This window comes from Streptomyces sp. NBC_01142 (assembly GCF_026341125.1).
In the GTDB taxonomy this organism is placed as follows: Bacteria; Actinomycetota; Actinomycetes; order Streptomycetales; family Streptomycetaceae; genus Streptomyces.
Window position 1 is genome coordinate 3,382,521 of the sequence record NZ_JAPEOR010000001.1, and the last position, 14,498, is coordinate 3,397,018.

Below are 14,498 nucleotides of genomic sequence, written 5' to 3' on the forward strand. Positions count from 1 at the left end.
GCGTGCCCTGCTGCGGTGACAGCAAAGGGTGTCAAGGGCTGTGTGGTGACCGCGGTGTGTGGTGACCGCAAGGGGGCTGGACCTGACGCGGCGGGTGTCCGCCTCAGTCCCAGCCCTGAGTGGTTCCGGCTTACCGTCCTGACTTCTTCGCCCGGTCGGCAGTCTCTTCCGCGACTTCCTGTGCCTTGCCGGTGATCTGCTCGCCGCGGCCCGCCGCCTGCATGCCAGGGTCGTCCTTGGCCTTGCCGCTGGCTTCCTTCATCTTGCCCTTGACCTGCTTTGCCTTCGCCTTTGCCTTACTCATGACGGTTTTCTCTTTCGCATGGGAAATGGATCGACCCACCTGCGCCCATCACTCCGAGTGCGCATGTGCGTGCTTATGGGTTCTGTTCGACACACCGCCACCGGCTTGGCCGTGCCACAGGCGATGCGTTGCCGCCGTCTCGAACAGCGGGTGCCCGCATTGCCGCGGAATATCCCAAACCTCCCGACCGGATGGGAGAATGAGGGAGTCGGTCGTTCTGCAAATCGGCCTCATCGCGGGAAAGGTCGCGATCGGGTGGTCCGGATACGCCCGTCCATCGAAGCGGTGGGCATCCAAAGGGATGGGCATCGCGAAGCGCCGACGTGGGTCCGGCCGGTGTTACAGGTGTGGGATCGGGTACGTGCACAGTTCCCAGGATCTAGGAGGGTGATATGCAGCGAGGCAGTGATCGCCTCAGCGTCCATAAGGACGACGAGATGAAGCATGAATTGCAGGGTCTGCTCCGTTCAGGACACCCCACACGGGTAGAGGAGTGGCACGACCCGGAGCCCGGTGCGGATGACGACCCGGAGATCGCGTCGGGCGCGGTGCCTGCCATGGGCTCGCTGGGACCGGACGACAGGGCAGAGGTCGAATTGGCCCGGCATCTGGGCCGTAGGGCTTTCCCGGCGACACGCAGCGGACTGGTGCAGGCTCTGAGCGAAAAGCATGCGCCTGCCTGGCTGGTCGATCTGGTGAACGGGCTGCCGGCCGACGAGACATACCCCACTGCGCACGAAGCGGTCAGGGCCCTCGCGCGTCAGGCGTAGCCCTCCCGCCGGGCTGCGGCCGCCGACGCCGGCAGCCGCAGCCCGGCGGCCTTCAGGACCCGTTTTCCGGGCGGCGCGCCGGAGGTGTGAGGCCGGGCGTGTGGCCCTCTCGTCCTGTTCAGCCTTCCGTTCCGGGCGCCTCACGGGATTCCAGTGGCCGGGTGGCGGGTCCGTGAAGGACCGAACCGTTCGTCGCGAACCGTGAGCCGTGGCACGGGCATTCCCAGACCTGCTCGGCGTCGTTGAACTGCACCAGGCAGCCGAGGTGGCTGCAGCGCGCGGAGAGCACGGTGACGTGGCCCGACTCGTCGCGGTACACGGCGCACCGCCTCCCCTCCAGACGCACGACCGCCCCACTGCCGGGCGGAATGTCGTTCACCGAGTCGACGTGGCTGGTGTGCAGGCGGTCGCCGACGAAGTGCCGGGCGACAGCCGTCTGGAACTTCGCCAGCTCCGCCGTCTCCCTCACCCGAGGCAGCCTCCTCGGGTCGTACAGCTCGGTCCAGTCCGGCCTCGAGCCGCCCGCGATGTGCGAGGCGAGCAGGCGGCCGGCCATCACCCCGTTGCTCATGCCCCAGCCGCCGAAGCCGGTGGCCACATAGACGTGTTGGGTGCCCGGGTGGGCATGCCCCACGTACGGCAGGTGGTCGCTGGAGTCGTTGTCCTGCGCGGCCCAGCGGTAGGCGTTGTCGGCCTCCGCGAACCCCGGCATCCGTTCGCGCGCCCAGGAGTCGAGGCGCGCGAACCGCTGCCGTACGTCTCCGGCCCCGGGCTCGAACGATTCCCCCGTGACGATGAGCAGCCGGCGCCCTTCGCCGTAGGGCGCACTGCGCACCGAACGGACCCTGTTCTCGGGACTCATGTACATGCCTGCGGGGGCGGCGTCGGACGGCACCGGCGCGGCGATCACCAGCTCCCGCCGGGGCTTCAGCCGGGTGAAGAGAAGGGTCCGGTCGAATACCGGGTAGTGCGTCGCGATGACGGCGTCGCGCGCCTCGACCGTGACTCCGCCCTCGGTCGACAGCCGACAGCGGCTGCCGTCGTGGAGTGCGGTGACACGGCAGCGTTCGTGGATGCGGCCTCCGACAGCGACGATCTTCTCGGCCAGCGCGAGCAGAAACTTCCGGGGATGGAACTGGAGCTGGCCCTCGACACACACTGCGCCGGAAACAGCGAAGGGGAGCTCCGTCTCCGTCACGAAGGAAGCGTCGAGACCCGCCCTGCGGGCTGCCTCCGCCTCGTCCCTGATCCCGCCCGCGAGCTGCGGATCCTCCGCGTACGTGTAGGCAGAGGCTCGCTCCAGGTCGGCGTCGATGTCCAGCTCGGCGCAGAGAGTGGCGGTCCGGTCGACAGCGTCCTGCTGCGAGAGCGCATACAGCGCGGCCTTGTGCGCGCCGTGCTTCGCCTCCAGCCGCGCGTATCCCAGACCGTGCAGGGACGTCACTTTGGCTGTGGTGCAGCCGCTCACGCCGGCGGCGATCCGGTCCGCCTCCAGGACGACGACATCCAGGCCGGCCCGGACCAGTTCCCATGCGGTGCACAGGCCGACGATGCCGGCGCCGATGACGGCGACATCGGCGGTCAGATCCGTTCCGGGGGGTGGATAGCCGGTACCGGGAGTGGTGGCCATCCAGTACGACTCGTCGATTGTGGGGCGTTCCGCAGCCATGTCAGCCATGTCTCCCGACCTCCCGTTCTGCGCTCCGGCCAACCGTGCCGCGTGACCGGACTTCCCTCGGCCCCGCGCGCCGGGGACGTGAGGTGGCGCAGCACTCAATCGGTCCTCGCGCGGGCGCCTTCCCGTGTCCTGCCGCTCGCCGCGCGGCGGTCGGGATGGCGCTTCAGGTATTCGGCTTCCAGCTCCGTCATGCGCTTGCTGTGCGCTATCAGCGCGTTCTGCGAGCCGTGCAGCAACGTGTCGTGCCGGGTGCGGTGAATGGTCTCCAGCTCCCGCAGAAGCTGCTGCTCGTCGAGATCTGCCGGCCCCACGCCGCTGCGGCCGCGTCCCGCGTCACTCATCGAATTTCCTTCCGTCTGCACATCTTCCGCATACCGGTTACCCGGCGGGGGAGCGATGACGTGATTGCCGTCGATTCGAGCAGCGGCGGCACACTCCGGGCACCGCACCGCATCGCCGGGCAGGCCGGCTCGCCCGGGCCGAATGCGGGCCGATGGCGCTGTCAGCACCCGTAACCCCGCAGCTGAGCTCTGGGCGACCGGGCGACGGACATCTACGAGAGGGCTGCGGTCCTCTGCCCTCCCCTCCACTCTGGCCCCACGGACAGGCATTGGCACGCCGAGCCGAGACGCGACCAGCGATTCTCCGGTCGTCGCCCTGCCCCGGATGCCGCAATCGGAGGGGGACCAGGCTCGGGCGGCCCCCGGGCGCGCCGCCACCACTGGCGCGCCCGGGCGGCCCTGCCGTGGCCGGACGACGCTGCTCGTCGCATGCCCTCGTCTCCGGCCATGCCCCTCGTTCTCGATCCGGTCCGCATGGTGTGGGCGGGTTCCCGCAAAACCGGTACCCGGCAGCGTTCGCTCCATCCGTACCGGCCTGGGGCTTCGGTTCGTAGACACCTCGCTGACTCGGCCCTCCGGGCCGATCGGGCGAACTTTGTGATCGTGGGCAATTCGGGGGCACACGCCATGACCGAAGGAACCGTCCGGACGGAGGATTACATGATCGGCATGACGTCACTCGCTGAGCAGGAGCACGGAAGTACGGCTGACCTCGCGGCCGGCAATGAGTGGGTCACAGGAATTGGCCCCTTCATCATCGGCATCGCCGTGGTCGCGTTGTTGATCGGAGTGGTTGCTCGGAGAAGCGGTCGCGGCCGAAGCAGGCCTCCGCGCCCCGAGGAACAGCCCCGGCGCAGCTCCCACCGTGCCCCCACGAAGGCCGAAACCCGTGAAGCCGATGACTTCGGCGGCGAGGGAGAGCGACTCTCCCCTCATGAACTGAGGGGCTACGGCAACCAGGGTCGGTCGTCCGCTCCCCAGGAGAAGCGGCCGGAGGACGAGGACAACAGGCGAGGCGGCTTCGGCAGCGGCGGGCTGGGCGGCTGAGGCGACGGGCCCGGCGGCTGAGCGTCGGCGTGAAGCCGTCCTTCTCCACACCGGGAACCCGGCGTCGAGACGTCCCGACCGGGCAAGCTGCCTGGTCGGCAATCCCATCGAGCCGACGGCGAGTACGGTGCATTTCGTGAGGATCTACTCGCACGACAGCCCCGCCGGTGACCGGGGTAATCCGGCTGACCTGCGGCCGGCCGTAGGCAGTGCTGCGAAGGGCGAGCGCGTGGAGCAACAGAGCGCAGAACGCGCGGAGCGACAGGTGGAGCAACAGGGTGTGGCGCAACAGAGCGCAGAGGCGTGGAGCAGTGCCTGGCCACTCCCACCGGATCGCACTCAGGCGATCTTGGAAGCCACCAAGCATGTGGCCGCCACACTCAAGAGCGGCGGGCACTCGTTCGCCCTGGCCGGCAGCGTGGCAGCCTACGCGCACGGCGTGCCGGTCAGCCTCCAGCACGACGCCGACTTCTGCATTCTGCGCGAAGACGCGGCCGTGGTGACCGAGGCCCTGGAGAACGCGGGCGTCGAGGTGCGTACCCCGCCGGAGGACTGGCTGATCAAGGCGCGCAGCCATGGTGAGGAGATCGATCTGATCTTCGAGCTGGCACAGCAGCCGGTGACCGCAGAGCTGCTCGGCCGGGCCGAGACCCTGCCGGTGGACTCGGTGCGCATGCCGGTGCTGTCACCCACCGACCTCGTCAGCAGTCTGCTGGCCGCCTTCTCCGAGCATCACTGTGACTTCGGAGCCGCACTCCCCATCGCCCGAGGCCTGCGCGAGAAGATCGACTGGGGCCGAGTGCGCCGCGAGCACCGGGATTCGCCGATGCCCGACGCGTTTCTCTACCTCCTCGAGCGTCTGGAAATCATCCAGCAGCGGGAGGCAAAGCCATGACTCACGCCGACGCCGCCGAGTACCGCATTGCGCACCTGCGCGAGCGGCTGGCGAGCGGGCCGACCGCGGAGATGGGCGTACGGATCGAACTGCGCGGCGACACCGTCCTGCTGTCCGGCACGGTCTCGAGCCCCGCCTGCCGGGACGAAATACTGCGTGTCGCACGGGAGGTGCTGGAAGGGCTCTCGTTGCGGGAGGACGTGGTGGTGGCGTCCACGACCGCACCCGACCATCCTGAGGAGCTCTCGTGATCCGAGTGGCGGCAGTCGGCGACATCCATATGGGACCCGACAGCGCGGGGACGCTCCGGCCTGCCTTCGACACTCTGGGGGAGTGCGCCGACCTGCTCCTGCTCGCCGGTGACCTGACCCGGCACGGGACGGTCGACGAGGCCGAGGTGGTCGCCGGGGAGGTGGCCGGCCTGGATGTGCCGGTGGTCGCGGTTCTCGGCAACCACGACTACAACAACGATCAGCAGGCCGAGGTGACGGCGCTGCTCGGTGAGGCGGGAGTGACCGTCCTGGAGGGCGAGGGTGCCGTACTGGACATCGGCGGGGTGCCGGTGGGGGTCGCCGGTACCAAAGGCTTCGGCGGCGGGTTCGCCGGACGCAGTGGCGGCGAGTTCGGCGAACCCGAGATGAAAGCGTTCATGCGTCACAGCCGGCTCTGCGCGGACGGCCTTCGGCGGTCTCTGGAGGAACTCAGGGAGCACGACTGCGTGGTACGGGTCGCGCTGACGCACTTCGCGCCGGTTCCGGACACCCTCGCCGGCGAGCCGCCGGAGATCTTCCCGTTCCTGGGCAGTTACCTGCTGGCCGAGGCCATGGACGAAGCCGGGGCCGACCTCGCTGTTCACGGCCATGCGCACCTGGGCAGCGAGCGGGGGATGACGAGCGGCGGAGTGCACGTGCGTAACGTCGCCCAGCCGGTGATCGGACGCGCTTTCGCCGTATACCACCTGCCCGTGCACGCGAGCCGGAACGGCGCGGCCGCCTCGGCGGGGCCGCCGAACACCGCCGTGCTCGGCTGAGGGACCCCGCCTCACACGACCACTCGGTCACGCCGCACACGGCCACTCAGTCACAGGGGTGTCCTGAGACTCGACTGCCCCCCGCGCCACGCCGAGAGCAAGCGTTCACCGAGACGTGCGTCGCCCCAACCAGTGGCATCGACACCGAACGCCACCTCTTCCTCGAGCCAGGGCTCCTGCTCGAGCAGTCCGCCGATGACATCTCGCCGGACAATCTGCTCGTGGACGGCGTCCGCCTCCACGTGTTCGGCGTAGAAGTGAACCGCGGCGGCCCCCGCGCCGACCCGCTGCAATGCCTGAGCCATTCGCCGCGAGCCGGGCGATGAGGTCACTTCCACCGCCGCGAAGTGCCCCACCAGAGCACCTCGAAGCGCACGATGCAGCCCGAACATCGACATCATGTTGACACTCGACAGCATTTCCGCCACAGCCGCGTCGACATAGCGCCCGTACGTCGTGTCCAGACCGAGGTCCGCCATCAAATCGGCGAAGAGCCGCGCATGCACCCGGTCCGCACGTCCGGCGCCGAACTCGTCGAACTCCACTGCCACCATGGCAGCCTTCGCCCTGCCCCACAGTCGCGGGATGACCCATGCGTGGGGATCTGCTTCTTTGAGGTGGTAGAGGGACCGCTGGGCCGCGTACTCCCGAAGGTGCCACAACTCGCCCACGTCCTTGAGGAAGTGGGACGGGCCCGTACCGGTAAGGGGTTCGACAAGGATCTCCTCCAGTGCCTCCTCGGCCTTCCTGGGCGGGCCGGCATCCGCGCGCAGCGCGGCGAGGAAGCGCCGCTCCATCACCCCACGAAGGCGCAACAGTCCGGGATCCCACTCCCACAGGGGATCGACACCGGAGAATCCGCGGTAGTGCAGTTCGTAGCAGAGGTATAGCGCCAGTTGCAGGTCGTCTCCGTAAGGGTCGGCGCCCCCGGCCGCCTCATCCTCCGGCAAGGGGGTGCCGGGTGGCCCGGTGAGGGCGCGTACGACTCCGTACGAGAGTTCTCCACGGCCCTGGGGCAACGCGGGCTCGCTGAGCCGGCCGTCGGCAGTCCGCAGGGGGGTTGTCTCTTCCCTCATCACGTCTTCTCCCGGCGCCGGTGGCTGGTGTCGCACCATGGATAGGTCCGACTGCGCCGGCAGGTGCACAGCGCGACGGTGAAACGATCCGATGCCACCGTGCTGCCATCGTCGAGAACCACCTCGACGGGGCCCTCGACAAGCATCGGGCCGTCCTTTGTCAGCGTGACGCGACGCGGTTGTTCACTGGATGCGGTCGGCACGGATGATCACCAGCTCTTCCTTCTCCTCGCCGGGCCCGATCAGCCCCTGCTCCTCCAGCCATCCACTTCGCGAGCGGAGCACCGGTCCGAAGGGGATGCAGCGCCGGTCGGTCACCTCCGCCCTCAGCCCCGCCCGGCTCAGACGCGCCAGCGTCGGCTCGACGCCGCACAGAGCGGAGTGCACCAGCAGAAGGGCTCCACCGGGGCGAAGCAGTTCAGCGGTGCCGTCGCATATCCGGTCCACCAGGGCTCGGCCGTCGCAGCCCGCGTCCCAGGCCAGGGCCGGCCCGCGGTGCGGCAGACCGGGTTGCGGCGCAGGCACATAGGGCGGATTGCTCAGGATGAGATCGAAGCGGCGGCCTGCGGCCGGAGCCAGCAGATCGCCGCGCAGCACTTCGACTCTCAGCCGCGCGAGCGTGGCGTTGAGGCGGGTGGTGAGTACGGCGCGCAAAGCCTTGTCGACGGCGGTCACACGAGCGCCGCGCCGGGCTGCGGCCAGCGCGAGCGTTCCCGCTCCTGTTCCCACATCGAGGACAGCCGCGCCCGGATGCAGGGGTTCGCGTTCCAGAGCCTCTGCCAGCAGGAGTGTGTCGTCCTGGGGGGCGTATACCCCGGGGGGAGTCAGTGGGCGCCCGACTCTGCTGTCCGCTTCCAGCATGCTGAGCATCGCGACACCTCCGCAGCTTGTGTACGCAGTCCCTCGATCAAGCTGCCCTGCGCCGCGCAGCGCGATCATTGCGGGCTGTTCCAGGGGTGCCTCGTGCCGCGCACCCGCAAAATCCGTCACAATCCCCGGATTCCCCGCCGAATGACTTTCTCACAGCGGAACCGAACACTTCACGATCGTACTCTGCATCCCTGCTGGTCACAGCCTTGCACCGGCACGTCTGTGCCACCACGCATGGACCTGTGCGGGCCACGCCGACGGCCTCGTTGCCCGAGATGCACCGGTCGGACGGCAGCGGAGTATGGGAACCCGCATGGCACGACCGCCACACGGAGGAAGGCAGGCAGATCCCGGTGGACGACTGATCGATGGCTCCGGGGCAATGACGGGTGGGCCTCTTCGCGCGACGTCGGATGTCGACAACCTGGAGGCCGCCGAGCGGGCGCTGGCGGCTGTCTGGTCCCGGCTGTTCACCACTTCAGCATCACGCAGCTTCCCGGGGCTGTCGCGGGCACGCACCACCGCCAACCCGTCACGGGCGCCGGAATGTGCTTTCCGCCGCCTGGAGACGCAGCTCCTCCAGTGTCCGAAGCTGACGGTCCGCGCGTTCGAGGAGGGTGTCCAGCATCTGCGACTTCAGCCGTGGCTCGTCGTCAGCCAGCACCCGGAGCGTCTTCCATAGCGCCGCTTTGCCCTCCACGCCCAAGCGCATCATCTCCAGCTCCAGCAGGGAGCTGAGCGGCGAGCGACGCACGAGGCGGCCGTTGCTCTTGAGGCGGCCGGCCTTCTCGGCCAGCCGGCCCGCAACAACCTTGTGACGGCGGACTGGAAGGTCGAGCCCTCTCATGATCTCCAGCAGAGCCGCACGGTCCTGAGCAATCTCTGCCGCAATGGGCTCCAAAGCGGAAGAGGCCGCCGGTTCGCTGTGGGTCTTCGCCATACGACGGGCCAGGTCGGTGCCGGCGAAAGAGCCCGCAAGATGGTCGTTGAGGTAGATGCCGAGCAGCTGTGAGCGTTCCGCAGTGGCGTGTCCCGATCGAGAATGGTCCACGGCGTTCCTCCTTGCGTATCCATGTCCGTGCGAATTCACGGCCGTGCGATTCACGTCCGGGATGTCGATCCCGCGCCGACGGGACGCCCGCGGGGCCGGGCCGGCACGTACAGGCCGGGGTACCTCTCAGGAGCTGGACCCCTGGGAACAGAACGCCGTGGACGCGGCGGTCACGTGTGCAGGATGCTGTTCTGGCCGTCGTGGGCGTCGGCGTGTTCGTCGTCGAACCAGTAGTTGTCGGCGGCGAGGTAGCGGAACTCGTAGCACTGCTCGCTCGGCAGATGGAGAGTGACGGCGCGGATCCCGTCCTCTCGCTCCACCAGGGGGTGGGCGCCGGGCTGCCAGTCGTTGAAATCGCCGACGACGCTGACATTGCCGCAGGGCTGGTCCGAGGGGAGGACGAAGGTGATCTGTGTGTCGTTCTTGCGGCGGAATCGCTCCAGCATGGAGGTGCCTTTCATCACGGAGAGGGGCTGGGGCAAGCATTCCCGTCACAGCGTTCGCCCGTCGCGCCCGGTTACGCCAACGGGGCCTCCCGTCGCCCGTATGGCCCGGGCAGGATGCGGCGGGGCGATACCGCCGTGCGCAGGGACTGGCCGAGGTGCTCCCCTCGTCGGTGAGTCCGGCCATACGGGCTGAACAGGCATCGACCCCCGCCGTGGCGAAGGCCGGTCGGCGCGGGCGGGAAAGAGCTGGGGGATCGGTGACATCGCCGTTCTGGAGGGCACGGCGCTCACCTGCGAGGTCCGCGCTTACGAGGGCTGCGTGAGCGTCCCCGTAAGCGCGCTCCTCTACCAGTAGTGTCGTCGGCCGCCGACCGCATGCCCCATGGCCCCCAGGATCCACAGGATTGCCCCGATCACGAGCAGGATGATCCCGATGGTCCACAGGATGCCGATACCGAACAGGAACCCGATGATGAGCAGAATGACGCCCAGAGCGATCACGGTGTCCTCCGATCTCGCAGAAACCTGCCTCTCTCACTCTGCTCCATGGCTGTTTCGGCGGCAACCGCTCCCGAATCGACGCGGCGTCGCTCATGCGGGTTCCCCTTCCTGCGCCGGCTCGAGGGCCCACGACACTCCGCTCCCGCCTCTGAGCCGCTTGGCCCAAGGTGTCATCAGCGGGCGCGGCCGGAGCGGACGCGGCTTCTTCAGGGAGTGAGGATCGTCTTGATCATCCCGTCCTGCTTGGCCTGGAACGTCTTGTACGCCTGTGGACCGTCCTCGAGGGACAGCGTGTGCGTGGCGAAGCCGTCCACCCCCAGTGGGTCGGAGTCGTCGAGCAGCGGGAGAATCTCGTCGACCCAGTGCTTGACGTTGGCCTGGCCCATACGGAGCTGGACCTGCTTGTCGAACAGGGTCGCCAGCGGTACGGGGTCGATTGGCGGTAGAGGTGATCCGGACGATGGCGTCGCTCGGCTCGGTGATCTCAAGGTCGGGCACCGTGTCGACCCGTACGTCACGCCGGCCATGCCACGTAAGCGCTCTCATACGACCGAGGCGCCGGTAAAGCGCTTCGGGCACGAGCCCACGGCGCCTACGCCTCGCAGTCGCGCAACCGGGCCCGGCACATGGAGAGGGCGGCGGGCGCAGTGGCCACGCCGACGGCCCAGTACAAGATGCGCCGCGCCCATGAGTGATGAGACTTGTTTCTATGGCAGAACAACGGCGCACACGCGCCCGGCCCTCCGCAAAGACGTCGGGCACGCGAACCTCTTCCGCCCGGGGGCCGGAGCAGGCTGCCCGCGATGCCTGCCAGCGGCTGGAGGGACTGATCGGCCATTCACCAGAGGGTGTGTCGGCAGTACGGCGTACGGACGACGGATGGTGTGTCGTCGTTGACGTCCTTGAGGTGGCTCGAATTCCGGACACAACGAGCTTGCTCGCCTCCTACGAGGTGCAACTCGATCAGGGCGGCGAGCTCTTGGAGTACAGCAGGGTCCGCCGCTATCGAAGGGGCGCCGCCGACGAGTGATCCGCCCTGCCCGACCAGCTGAGAGGACGCCCTATGCCCACGACCACCTACGCCGACGAGGTCTCCTGCCCCCCGCGTGCCGGAACGTTGTACGACGTGCTGGAACTCATCCTCGACCGGGGCATGGTCATCGACGTGTTCGTCCGGGTCTCCCTGGTCGGCATCGAGATCCTCAAGATAGATGCGCGCATCGTCGTCGCCAGCGTGGACACCTATCTGCGGTTCGCGGAGGCGTGCAACCGGCTGGACCTGGAGCGTGACTCGGGCAGCACCACCGTTCCGGAGTTGATCGGCGGCGGTGCGGCCAAGTCCATCGGCAAGCGCAAGGTGAGGAAGGCCACGGAAGCCGTGGGTGACACCGTGCGCAAGGCGGTCGGAGGACGTGACGACGATGACGCCGACGAGTCCGACGAGGAGGAAGAGCAGGAGCAGGAGCGGCCGCGTCGGCGCGCCCCTGCACGCAGCGGGGCCCGACGCCGACGCGCGGAGGCATGACCGGTGACGAACAACGGTGTGTACGTCTACGCGATCATCCGGAGCGGGAGACCACTGCCGAATGACACTTCCGGCGTGGGCAGCCCGCCTGCTCCCTTGAGGATGATCCGGCAGGGACCCGTCACTGCCGTTGTCAGCGACGCGCCCCCACAGCTGCGTGCGCGGCGCCGAGACCTGCTCGCACACCAGGATCTCTTGATGCACCTGGCCGAAGGCGGACCGCTGCTCCCCATGCGCTTCGGAATGGTGGCACAGGACGAGGAGAGCGTGCGCAAGCAACTGACCGTCGCCAGGACACGTCACATCGCGGCCTTGGAGTACCTCGACGGTGGGGTCGAAGTGAACATCAAGGCCCTCCCGGCCCAGAATGGGCTGGCCGCCCTCGTCGCGGAGGACCAGAACATCCGGCGGCTCCGCGAGGAAGTACGTCGCCATCCCAGTTACGACGCCAGTCTCCGACTGGGTGAAGCCGTGTCTGCCGCTCTCTCCCGCAGGGCGGCCGAGGCCGGCCAGCGCGTGGTGCGCGAACTCACGCCCATGGCCCGCGCGGTGGCCGGGGGACCGGAGGTCCACGGATGCGCTCTCAACGTGTCGTTCCTCGTCAACCGGAGCGACAGCGACGACTTCAGAACGAGGGCGCAGCGGTTTGCTGACGCGCACCGTGAACGAGTCGAGCTCCGCATGGCCGGCCCGCTGCCCTGCTACAGCTTCGTCGCCGCCGACGGCCCTCTCGTATCGGCCGGAGCCTGACATGGGACTCATCACGGGACTGCTGACACTCCCTCTCGCGCCGGTTCGCGGAGTGATCTGGGTGGCCGAGAAAGTCCATGATGCCGCCGAGCGTGAACTGCATGACCCCGCCGTAATCCGCGCCCAACTGGCTGCGCTGAACCAGGAGCTCGAAGACGGAAGCATCAGTCTGGAGGAGTTCGAACGGGAAGAGGAACGGCTGCTCGACCGACTCCATGATGCGTACTGCGCACCGAGAGAACGAAGGTGACTGACTCATGGATGATCAAACCAAGGTGGCCCTCGCCGTCTCAGTCGTGGGCGGCTACGTGCTGGGCCGTACGAAGAAGGGCCGACTGGCCATCACCGTGGCGACGTATCTCGCAGGAAGGCGATTCGGCCTCGAACCGCGTCAGCTTGCCGCTGAAGGAATGCGCAGGCTGGGTGAGATCCCACAATTCGCCGACCTGCAGGAGCAATTGAAGGGCGAGGTCCTCGACGCCGGCCGTAAGGCGCTGACGGCTACAGCGAACCGAGGGATGAGTTCGTTGGCCGACGCGATCAGTGATCGCACAGCCCGCCTCGGCGAGGGCCTGGGCGAGGAGGAGGAAGAGGAAGAGGGCGAATACGAGGACGAGTACGAGGAGGCGCCGGAAGAGGAAGAGGAGGAAGAGGAAGAGGAGGAAGAGCCGGAGGAAGAGGGCGAGTACGAAGACGAGGAGGGCGCCGAGGGCGAGGAAGAGGAGGAGGAAGAGCCGGAGGAGGAGGAAGAGGAGGAAGAAGAAGAGGAGGAGGAAGAGCCGGAGGAAGAGGAAGAGCCGGAGGAGGTAAGCCCGCGACGGCGCCGAAGCCCTCGGGAATCGGCACGAAAGAAGCCCGAACCCGCAAGGGCCCAGCCGTCGCGAGGACGCTCCACGAGGGCCGCGGGCAGGAAACAGGCCCCTGCCAAGAAGGCGGCAGCGAAGAAGAGCGCGCCGACGAAGACCGCTGCGAAAAAGACAGCAGCGAAGAAAACCGCAGAGAAGAGGGCTCCGGCCAAGAAGTCCGCGGCCAAGAAGGCCACGCCCTCGAAGCGCGCGGCCAAGAAGACGGCTCCGGCCAAGAAGTCCGCGGCCAAGAAGACCGCGCCCTCGAAGCGCGCGGCCAAGAAGACGGCTCCGGCCAAGAAGTCCGCGGCCAAGAAGACGACGCCCTCGAAGCGCGCGGCCAAGAAGACAGCCAAGCGCGCCGATCGCCGGAGGTAGCCAGCCATGGCCAGGACGCAAAAAGACGAACCCGAGGCGGAGGAGTCGGGTGTTGACCGTCTCCGTGAGGAGCTGTCGAACTTTCTCTCCGCACAGGTGGAGCACCTCGCGGAGAAGGCGGGCGACAAGCTCACCGACGTCACGGGCCGGCTCACCGATGCTGCCGAGAGTGGCGGAGCCCTGCCCATGATCGGCTCCGTCCTCAAGGGGGACTCGCCGCTGAAAGCCTTCGTCACTCAGAAGGCAAAAGGCGTCAAGGACAGCGTCGTGGACAAAGCCAAGGAAGCTTTTGGAGGTGGAAAGGGGAAGGGGAAGGGCGGCGGCGGCAAGTCGATGAACATCATCGAGGTTCTCGATGTGGGAGTCCCCCTGCGCACCGCCTACGACTTCTGGACGCAGTACGACCAGTTCAGCAGTTTCACCAAGGGGGTCCGGAGCGTCTCGATGAGCGACGAGATGGCCAGTGACTGGAAGGTCAAAGTCGGGCCTTCGTCGCGAAGCTTCAAAGCGACCGTACAGGAGCAGATTCCCGACGACCGCATCGTATGGACCTCCGAGGGATCCAAGGGCAGCACCCGCGGAGCCGTCAGCTTCCATGAGCTGGGACCGACGCTGACCCGCATCGTGCTGGTCGTGGAGTACTACCCCTCCGGGTTCTTCGAGAAGACCGGCAACCTGTGGCGCGCTCAGGGCCGTCGAATGCGACTGGACTTCAAACACTTCCAGCGGTACGTCACCCTCACCGACAACGAGCCCGAAGGCTGGCGCGGCGAAATCCGTGACGGCGAGGTCGTCGTGTCCCATGAAGAGGCCATGGAGGAGGAAGAAGCAGCCGAGGACGAGACAGAGGACGCGCAGGACGACAACGGCTACGAGGACAACGAGGAGGAGGGAGAGGAAGAGGAGGGAGAGGAAGACGAGGAAGAGGAAGACGAGGACGGTGAGTGGGAGGACGAAGAGGAACCTGCCGACGAGGAGCGAGAGGACTGAG

Annotated in this window: 20 protein-coding genes and 1 pseudogene; 11 read left to right on the forward strand and 10 right to left on the reverse strand. The window is 67.8% G+C overall.

Annotation, left to right across the window (positions count from 1 at the left end):
- Positions 1–130 precede the first annotated feature (130 nt).
- The gene (locus OG883_RS15090; protein ID WP_266540290.1) at positions 131–304 is read right to left on the reverse strand and encodes a CsbD family protein; all 174 of its coding nucleotides are present in this window, start codon (positions 302–304) and stop codon (positions 131–133) included.
- Between the two features lie 392 nt (positions 305–696).
- On the opposite strand from OG883_RS15090, the gene OG883_RS15095 reads away from it, so the two are divergent.
- Positions 697–1,074, forward strand: a complete 378-nt coding sequence (locus tag OG883_RS15095; RefSeq protein WP_266540292.1) for a DUF2795 domain-containing protein — start codon at positions 697–699, stop codon at positions 1,072–1,074.
- Between the two features lie 118 nt (positions 1,075–1,192).
- Here OG883_RS15095 and OG883_RS15100 read toward each other — a convergent pair whose 3' ends face one another.
- Together OG883_RS15100 and OG883_RS15105 are read right to left on the reverse strand one after the other, a co-directional pair.
- Positions 1,193–2,743 (reverse strand): FAD-dependent oxidoreductase, encoded by a 1,551-nt coding sequence (locus OG883_RS15100; RefSeq protein WP_266541556.1) that lies wholly within the window; start codon positions 2,741–2,743, stop codon positions 1,193–1,195.
- Between the two features lie 104 nt (positions 2,744–2,847).
- Positions 2,848–3,093 (reverse strand): DUF6158 family protein, encoded by a 246-nt coding sequence (locus OG883_RS15105; RefSeq protein ID WP_266540294.1) that lies wholly within the window; start codon positions 3,091–3,093, stop codon positions 2,848–2,850.
- A 669-nt stretch (positions 3,094–3,762) separates the two neighbouring features.
- Between OG883_RS15105 and OG883_RS15110 the strand changes: the two genes are divergently transcribed.
- The 4 genes from OG883_RS15110 to OG883_RS15125 all read left to right on the forward strand — a co-directional run bounded on the left by OG883_RS15110 (position 3,763) and on the right by OG883_RS15125 (position 6,065).
- Positions 3,763–4,140 (forward strand): DUF6479 family protein, encoded by a 378-nt coding sequence (locus OG883_RS15110; RefSeq protein ID WP_266540296.1) that lies wholly within the window; start codon positions 3,763–3,765, stop codon positions 4,138–4,140.
- A gap of 136 nt (positions 4,141–4,276) precedes the next feature.
- On the forward strand, positions 4,277–5,035 hold the full coding sequence (locus OG883_RS15115; RefSeq protein ID WP_266540298.1) for a nucleotidyltransferase family protein: 759 nt from the start codon (positions 4,277–4,279) through the stop codon (positions 5,033–5,035).
- The gene (locus OG883_RS15120) at positions 5,032–5,286 is read left to right on the forward strand and encodes a BON domain-containing protein (protein ID WP_266540300.1); all 255 of its coding nucleotides are present in this window, start codon (positions 5,032–5,034) and stop codon (positions 5,284–5,286) included. The genes OG883_RS15115 and OG883_RS15120 overlap by 4 nt, the downstream gene beginning before the upstream one ends.
- A complete protein-coding gene (locus OG883_RS15125) occupies positions 5,283–6,065 on the forward strand; it encodes a metallophosphoesterase (RefSeq protein ID WP_266540302.1) in 783 nt (260 codons plus the stop codon). The genes OG883_RS15120 and OG883_RS15125 overlap by 4 nt, the downstream gene beginning before the upstream one ends.
- A gap of 50 nt (positions 6,066–6,115) precedes the next feature.
- Here OG883_RS15125 and OG883_RS15130 read toward each other — a convergent pair whose 3' ends face one another.
- The 7 genes and pseudogenes from OG883_RS15130 to OG883_RS15160 all read right to left on the reverse strand — a co-directional run.
- The gene (locus tag OG883_RS15130) at positions 6,116–7,141 is read right to left on the reverse strand and encodes an iron-containing redox enzyme family protein (RefSeq protein ID WP_266540304.1); all 1,026 of its coding nucleotides are present in this window, start codon (positions 7,139–7,141) and stop codon (positions 6,116–6,118) included.
- Positions 7,141–7,344, reverse strand: coding sequence for a CDGSH iron-sulfur domain-containing protein (locus tag OG883_RS15135; protein WP_266540306.1), 204 nt, complete (start codon positions 7,342–7,344; stop codon positions 7,141–7,143). Before OG883_RS15135 ends, OG883_RS15130 begins: the two co-directional genes overlap by 1 nt.
- A complete protein-coding gene (locus OG883_RS15140) occupies positions 7,325–8,011 on the reverse strand; it encodes a HemK2/MTQ2 family protein methyltransferase (RefSeq protein WP_266540308.1) in 687 nt (228 codons plus the stop codon). The genes OG883_RS15135 and OG883_RS15140 overlap by 20 nt, the downstream gene beginning before the upstream one ends.
- A gap of 532 nt (positions 8,012–8,543) precedes the next feature.
- A complete protein-coding gene (locus OG883_RS15145; protein ID WP_266540310.1) occupies positions 8,544–9,062 on the reverse strand; it encodes a hypothetical protein in 519 nt (172 codons plus the stop codon).
- A 170-nt stretch (positions 9,063–9,232) separates the two neighbouring features.
- Complete coding sequence (locus OG883_RS15150) at positions 9,233–9,508, reverse strand: isoamylase early set domain-containing protein (protein ID WP_266540312.1); 276 nt, start codon at positions 9,506–9,508, stop codon at positions 9,233–9,235.
- A gap of 345 nt (positions 9,509–9,853) precedes the next feature.
- Positions 9,854–10,009, reverse strand: coding sequence for a DUF6131 family protein (locus tag OG883_RS15155; protein ID WP_266540314.1), 156 nt, complete (start codon positions 10,007–10,009; stop codon positions 9,854–9,856).
- A 206-nt stretch (positions 10,010–10,215) separates the two neighbouring features.
- Positions 10,216–10,443: pseudogene (locus tag OG883_RS15160) on the reverse strand (glutathione-dependent formaldehyde dehydrogenase); the annotation flags it as partial.
- A gap of 275 nt (positions 10,444–10,718) precedes the next feature.
- Between OG883_RS15160 and OG883_RS15165 the strand changes: the two are divergent.
- From OG883_RS15165 to OG883_RS15190, 6 genes are read left to right on the forward strand one after another with little or no spacing between them, the layout of a single operon-like run.
- Positions 10,719–11,039, forward strand: coding sequence for a gas vesicle protein (locus OG883_RS15165; RefSeq protein WP_266540316.1), 321 nt, complete (start codon positions 10,719–10,721; stop codon positions 11,037–11,039).
- Between the two features lie 33 nt (positions 11,040–11,072).
- Entirely contained in the window at positions 11,073–11,534 is a 462-nt protein-coding gene (locus OG883_RS15170) for a gas vesicle structural protein GvpA (protein ID WP_266540318.1), read from the forward strand.
- Positions 11,535–11,537: 3 nt separating this feature from the next.
- Positions 11,538–12,284, forward strand: coding sequence for a GvpL/GvpF family gas vesicle protein (locus tag OG883_RS15175; RefSeq protein WP_266540320.1), 747 nt, complete (start codon positions 11,538–11,540; stop codon positions 12,282–12,284).
- A gap of 1 nt (position 12,285) precedes the next feature.
- The gene (locus tag OG883_RS15180) at positions 12,286–12,534 is read left to right on the forward strand and encodes a gas vesicle protein GvpG (RefSeq protein ID WP_266540322.1); all 249 of its coding nucleotides are present in this window, start codon (positions 12,286–12,288) and stop codon (positions 12,532–12,534) included.
- A gap of 7 nt (positions 12,535–12,541) precedes the next feature.
- Positions 12,542–13,507 (forward strand): histone protein, encoded by a 966-nt coding sequence (locus tag OG883_RS15185; RefSeq protein ID WP_266540324.1) that lies wholly within the window; start codon positions 12,542–12,544, stop codon positions 13,505–13,507.
- A gap of 6 nt (positions 13,508–13,513) precedes the next feature.
- Entirely contained in the window at positions 13,514–14,497 is a 984-nt protein-coding gene (locus OG883_RS15190; RefSeq protein WP_266540326.1) for an SRPBCC family protein, read from the forward strand.
- Position 14,498 lies beyond the last annotated feature (1 nt).

Coding starts and splice junctions, on each gene's coding strand:
- OG883_RS15170 (WP_266540318.1), top strand. CDS start 11,073: ATGCCCACGACCACCTACGCCGACGAGGTCTCCTGCCCCCCGCGTGCC.
- OG883_RS15105 (WP_266540294.1), bottom strand. CDS start 3,093: ATGAGTGACGCGGGACGCGGCCGCAGCGGCGTGGGGCCGGCAGATCTC.
- OG883_RS15185 (WP_266540324.1), top strand. CDS start 12,542: ATGGATGATCAAACCAAGGTGGCCCTCGCCGTCTCAGTCGTGGGCGGC.
- OG883_RS15180 (WP_266540322.1), top strand. CDS start 12,286: ATGGGACTCATCACGGGACTGCTGACACTCCCTCTCGCGCCGGTTCGC.
- OG883_RS15190 (WP_266540326.1), top strand. CDS start 13,514: ATGGCCAGGACGCAAAAAGACGAACCCGAGGCGGAGGAGTCGGGTGTT.
- OG883_RS15165 (WP_266540316.1), top strand. CDS start 10,719: ATGGCAGAACAACGGCGCACACGCGCCCGGCCCTCCGCAAAGACGTCG.
- OG883_RS15140 (WP_266540308.1), bottom strand. CDS start 8,011: ATGCTCAGCATGCTGGAAGCGGACAGCAGAGTCGGGCGCCCACTGACT.
- OG883_RS15150 (WP_266540312.1), bottom strand. CDS start 9,508: ATGCTGGAGCGATTCCGCCGCAAGAACGACACACAGATCACCTTCGTC.
- OG883_RS15120 (WP_266540300.1), top strand. CDS start 5,032: ATGACTCACGCCGACGCCGCCGAGTACCGCATTGCGCACCTGCGCGAG.
- OG883_RS15090 (WP_266540290.1), bottom strand. CDS start 304: ATGAGTAAGGCAAAGGCGAAGGCAAAGCAGGTCAAGGGCAAGATGAAG.
- OG883_RS15100 (WP_266541556.1), bottom strand. CDS start 2,743: ATGGCTGCGGAACGCCCCACAATCGACGAGTCGTACTGGATGGCCACC.
- OG883_RS15110 (WP_266540296.1), top strand. CDS start 3,763: ATGACGTCACTCGCTGAGCAGGAGCACGGAAGTACGGCTGACCTCGCG.
- OG883_RS15095 (WP_266540292.1), top strand. CDS start 697: ATGCAGCGAGGCAGTGATCGCCTCAGCGTCCATAAGGACGACGAGATG.
- OG883_RS15130 (WP_266540304.1), bottom strand. CDS start 7,141: ATGAGGGAAGAGACAACCCCCCTGCGGACTGCCGACGGCCGGCTCAGC.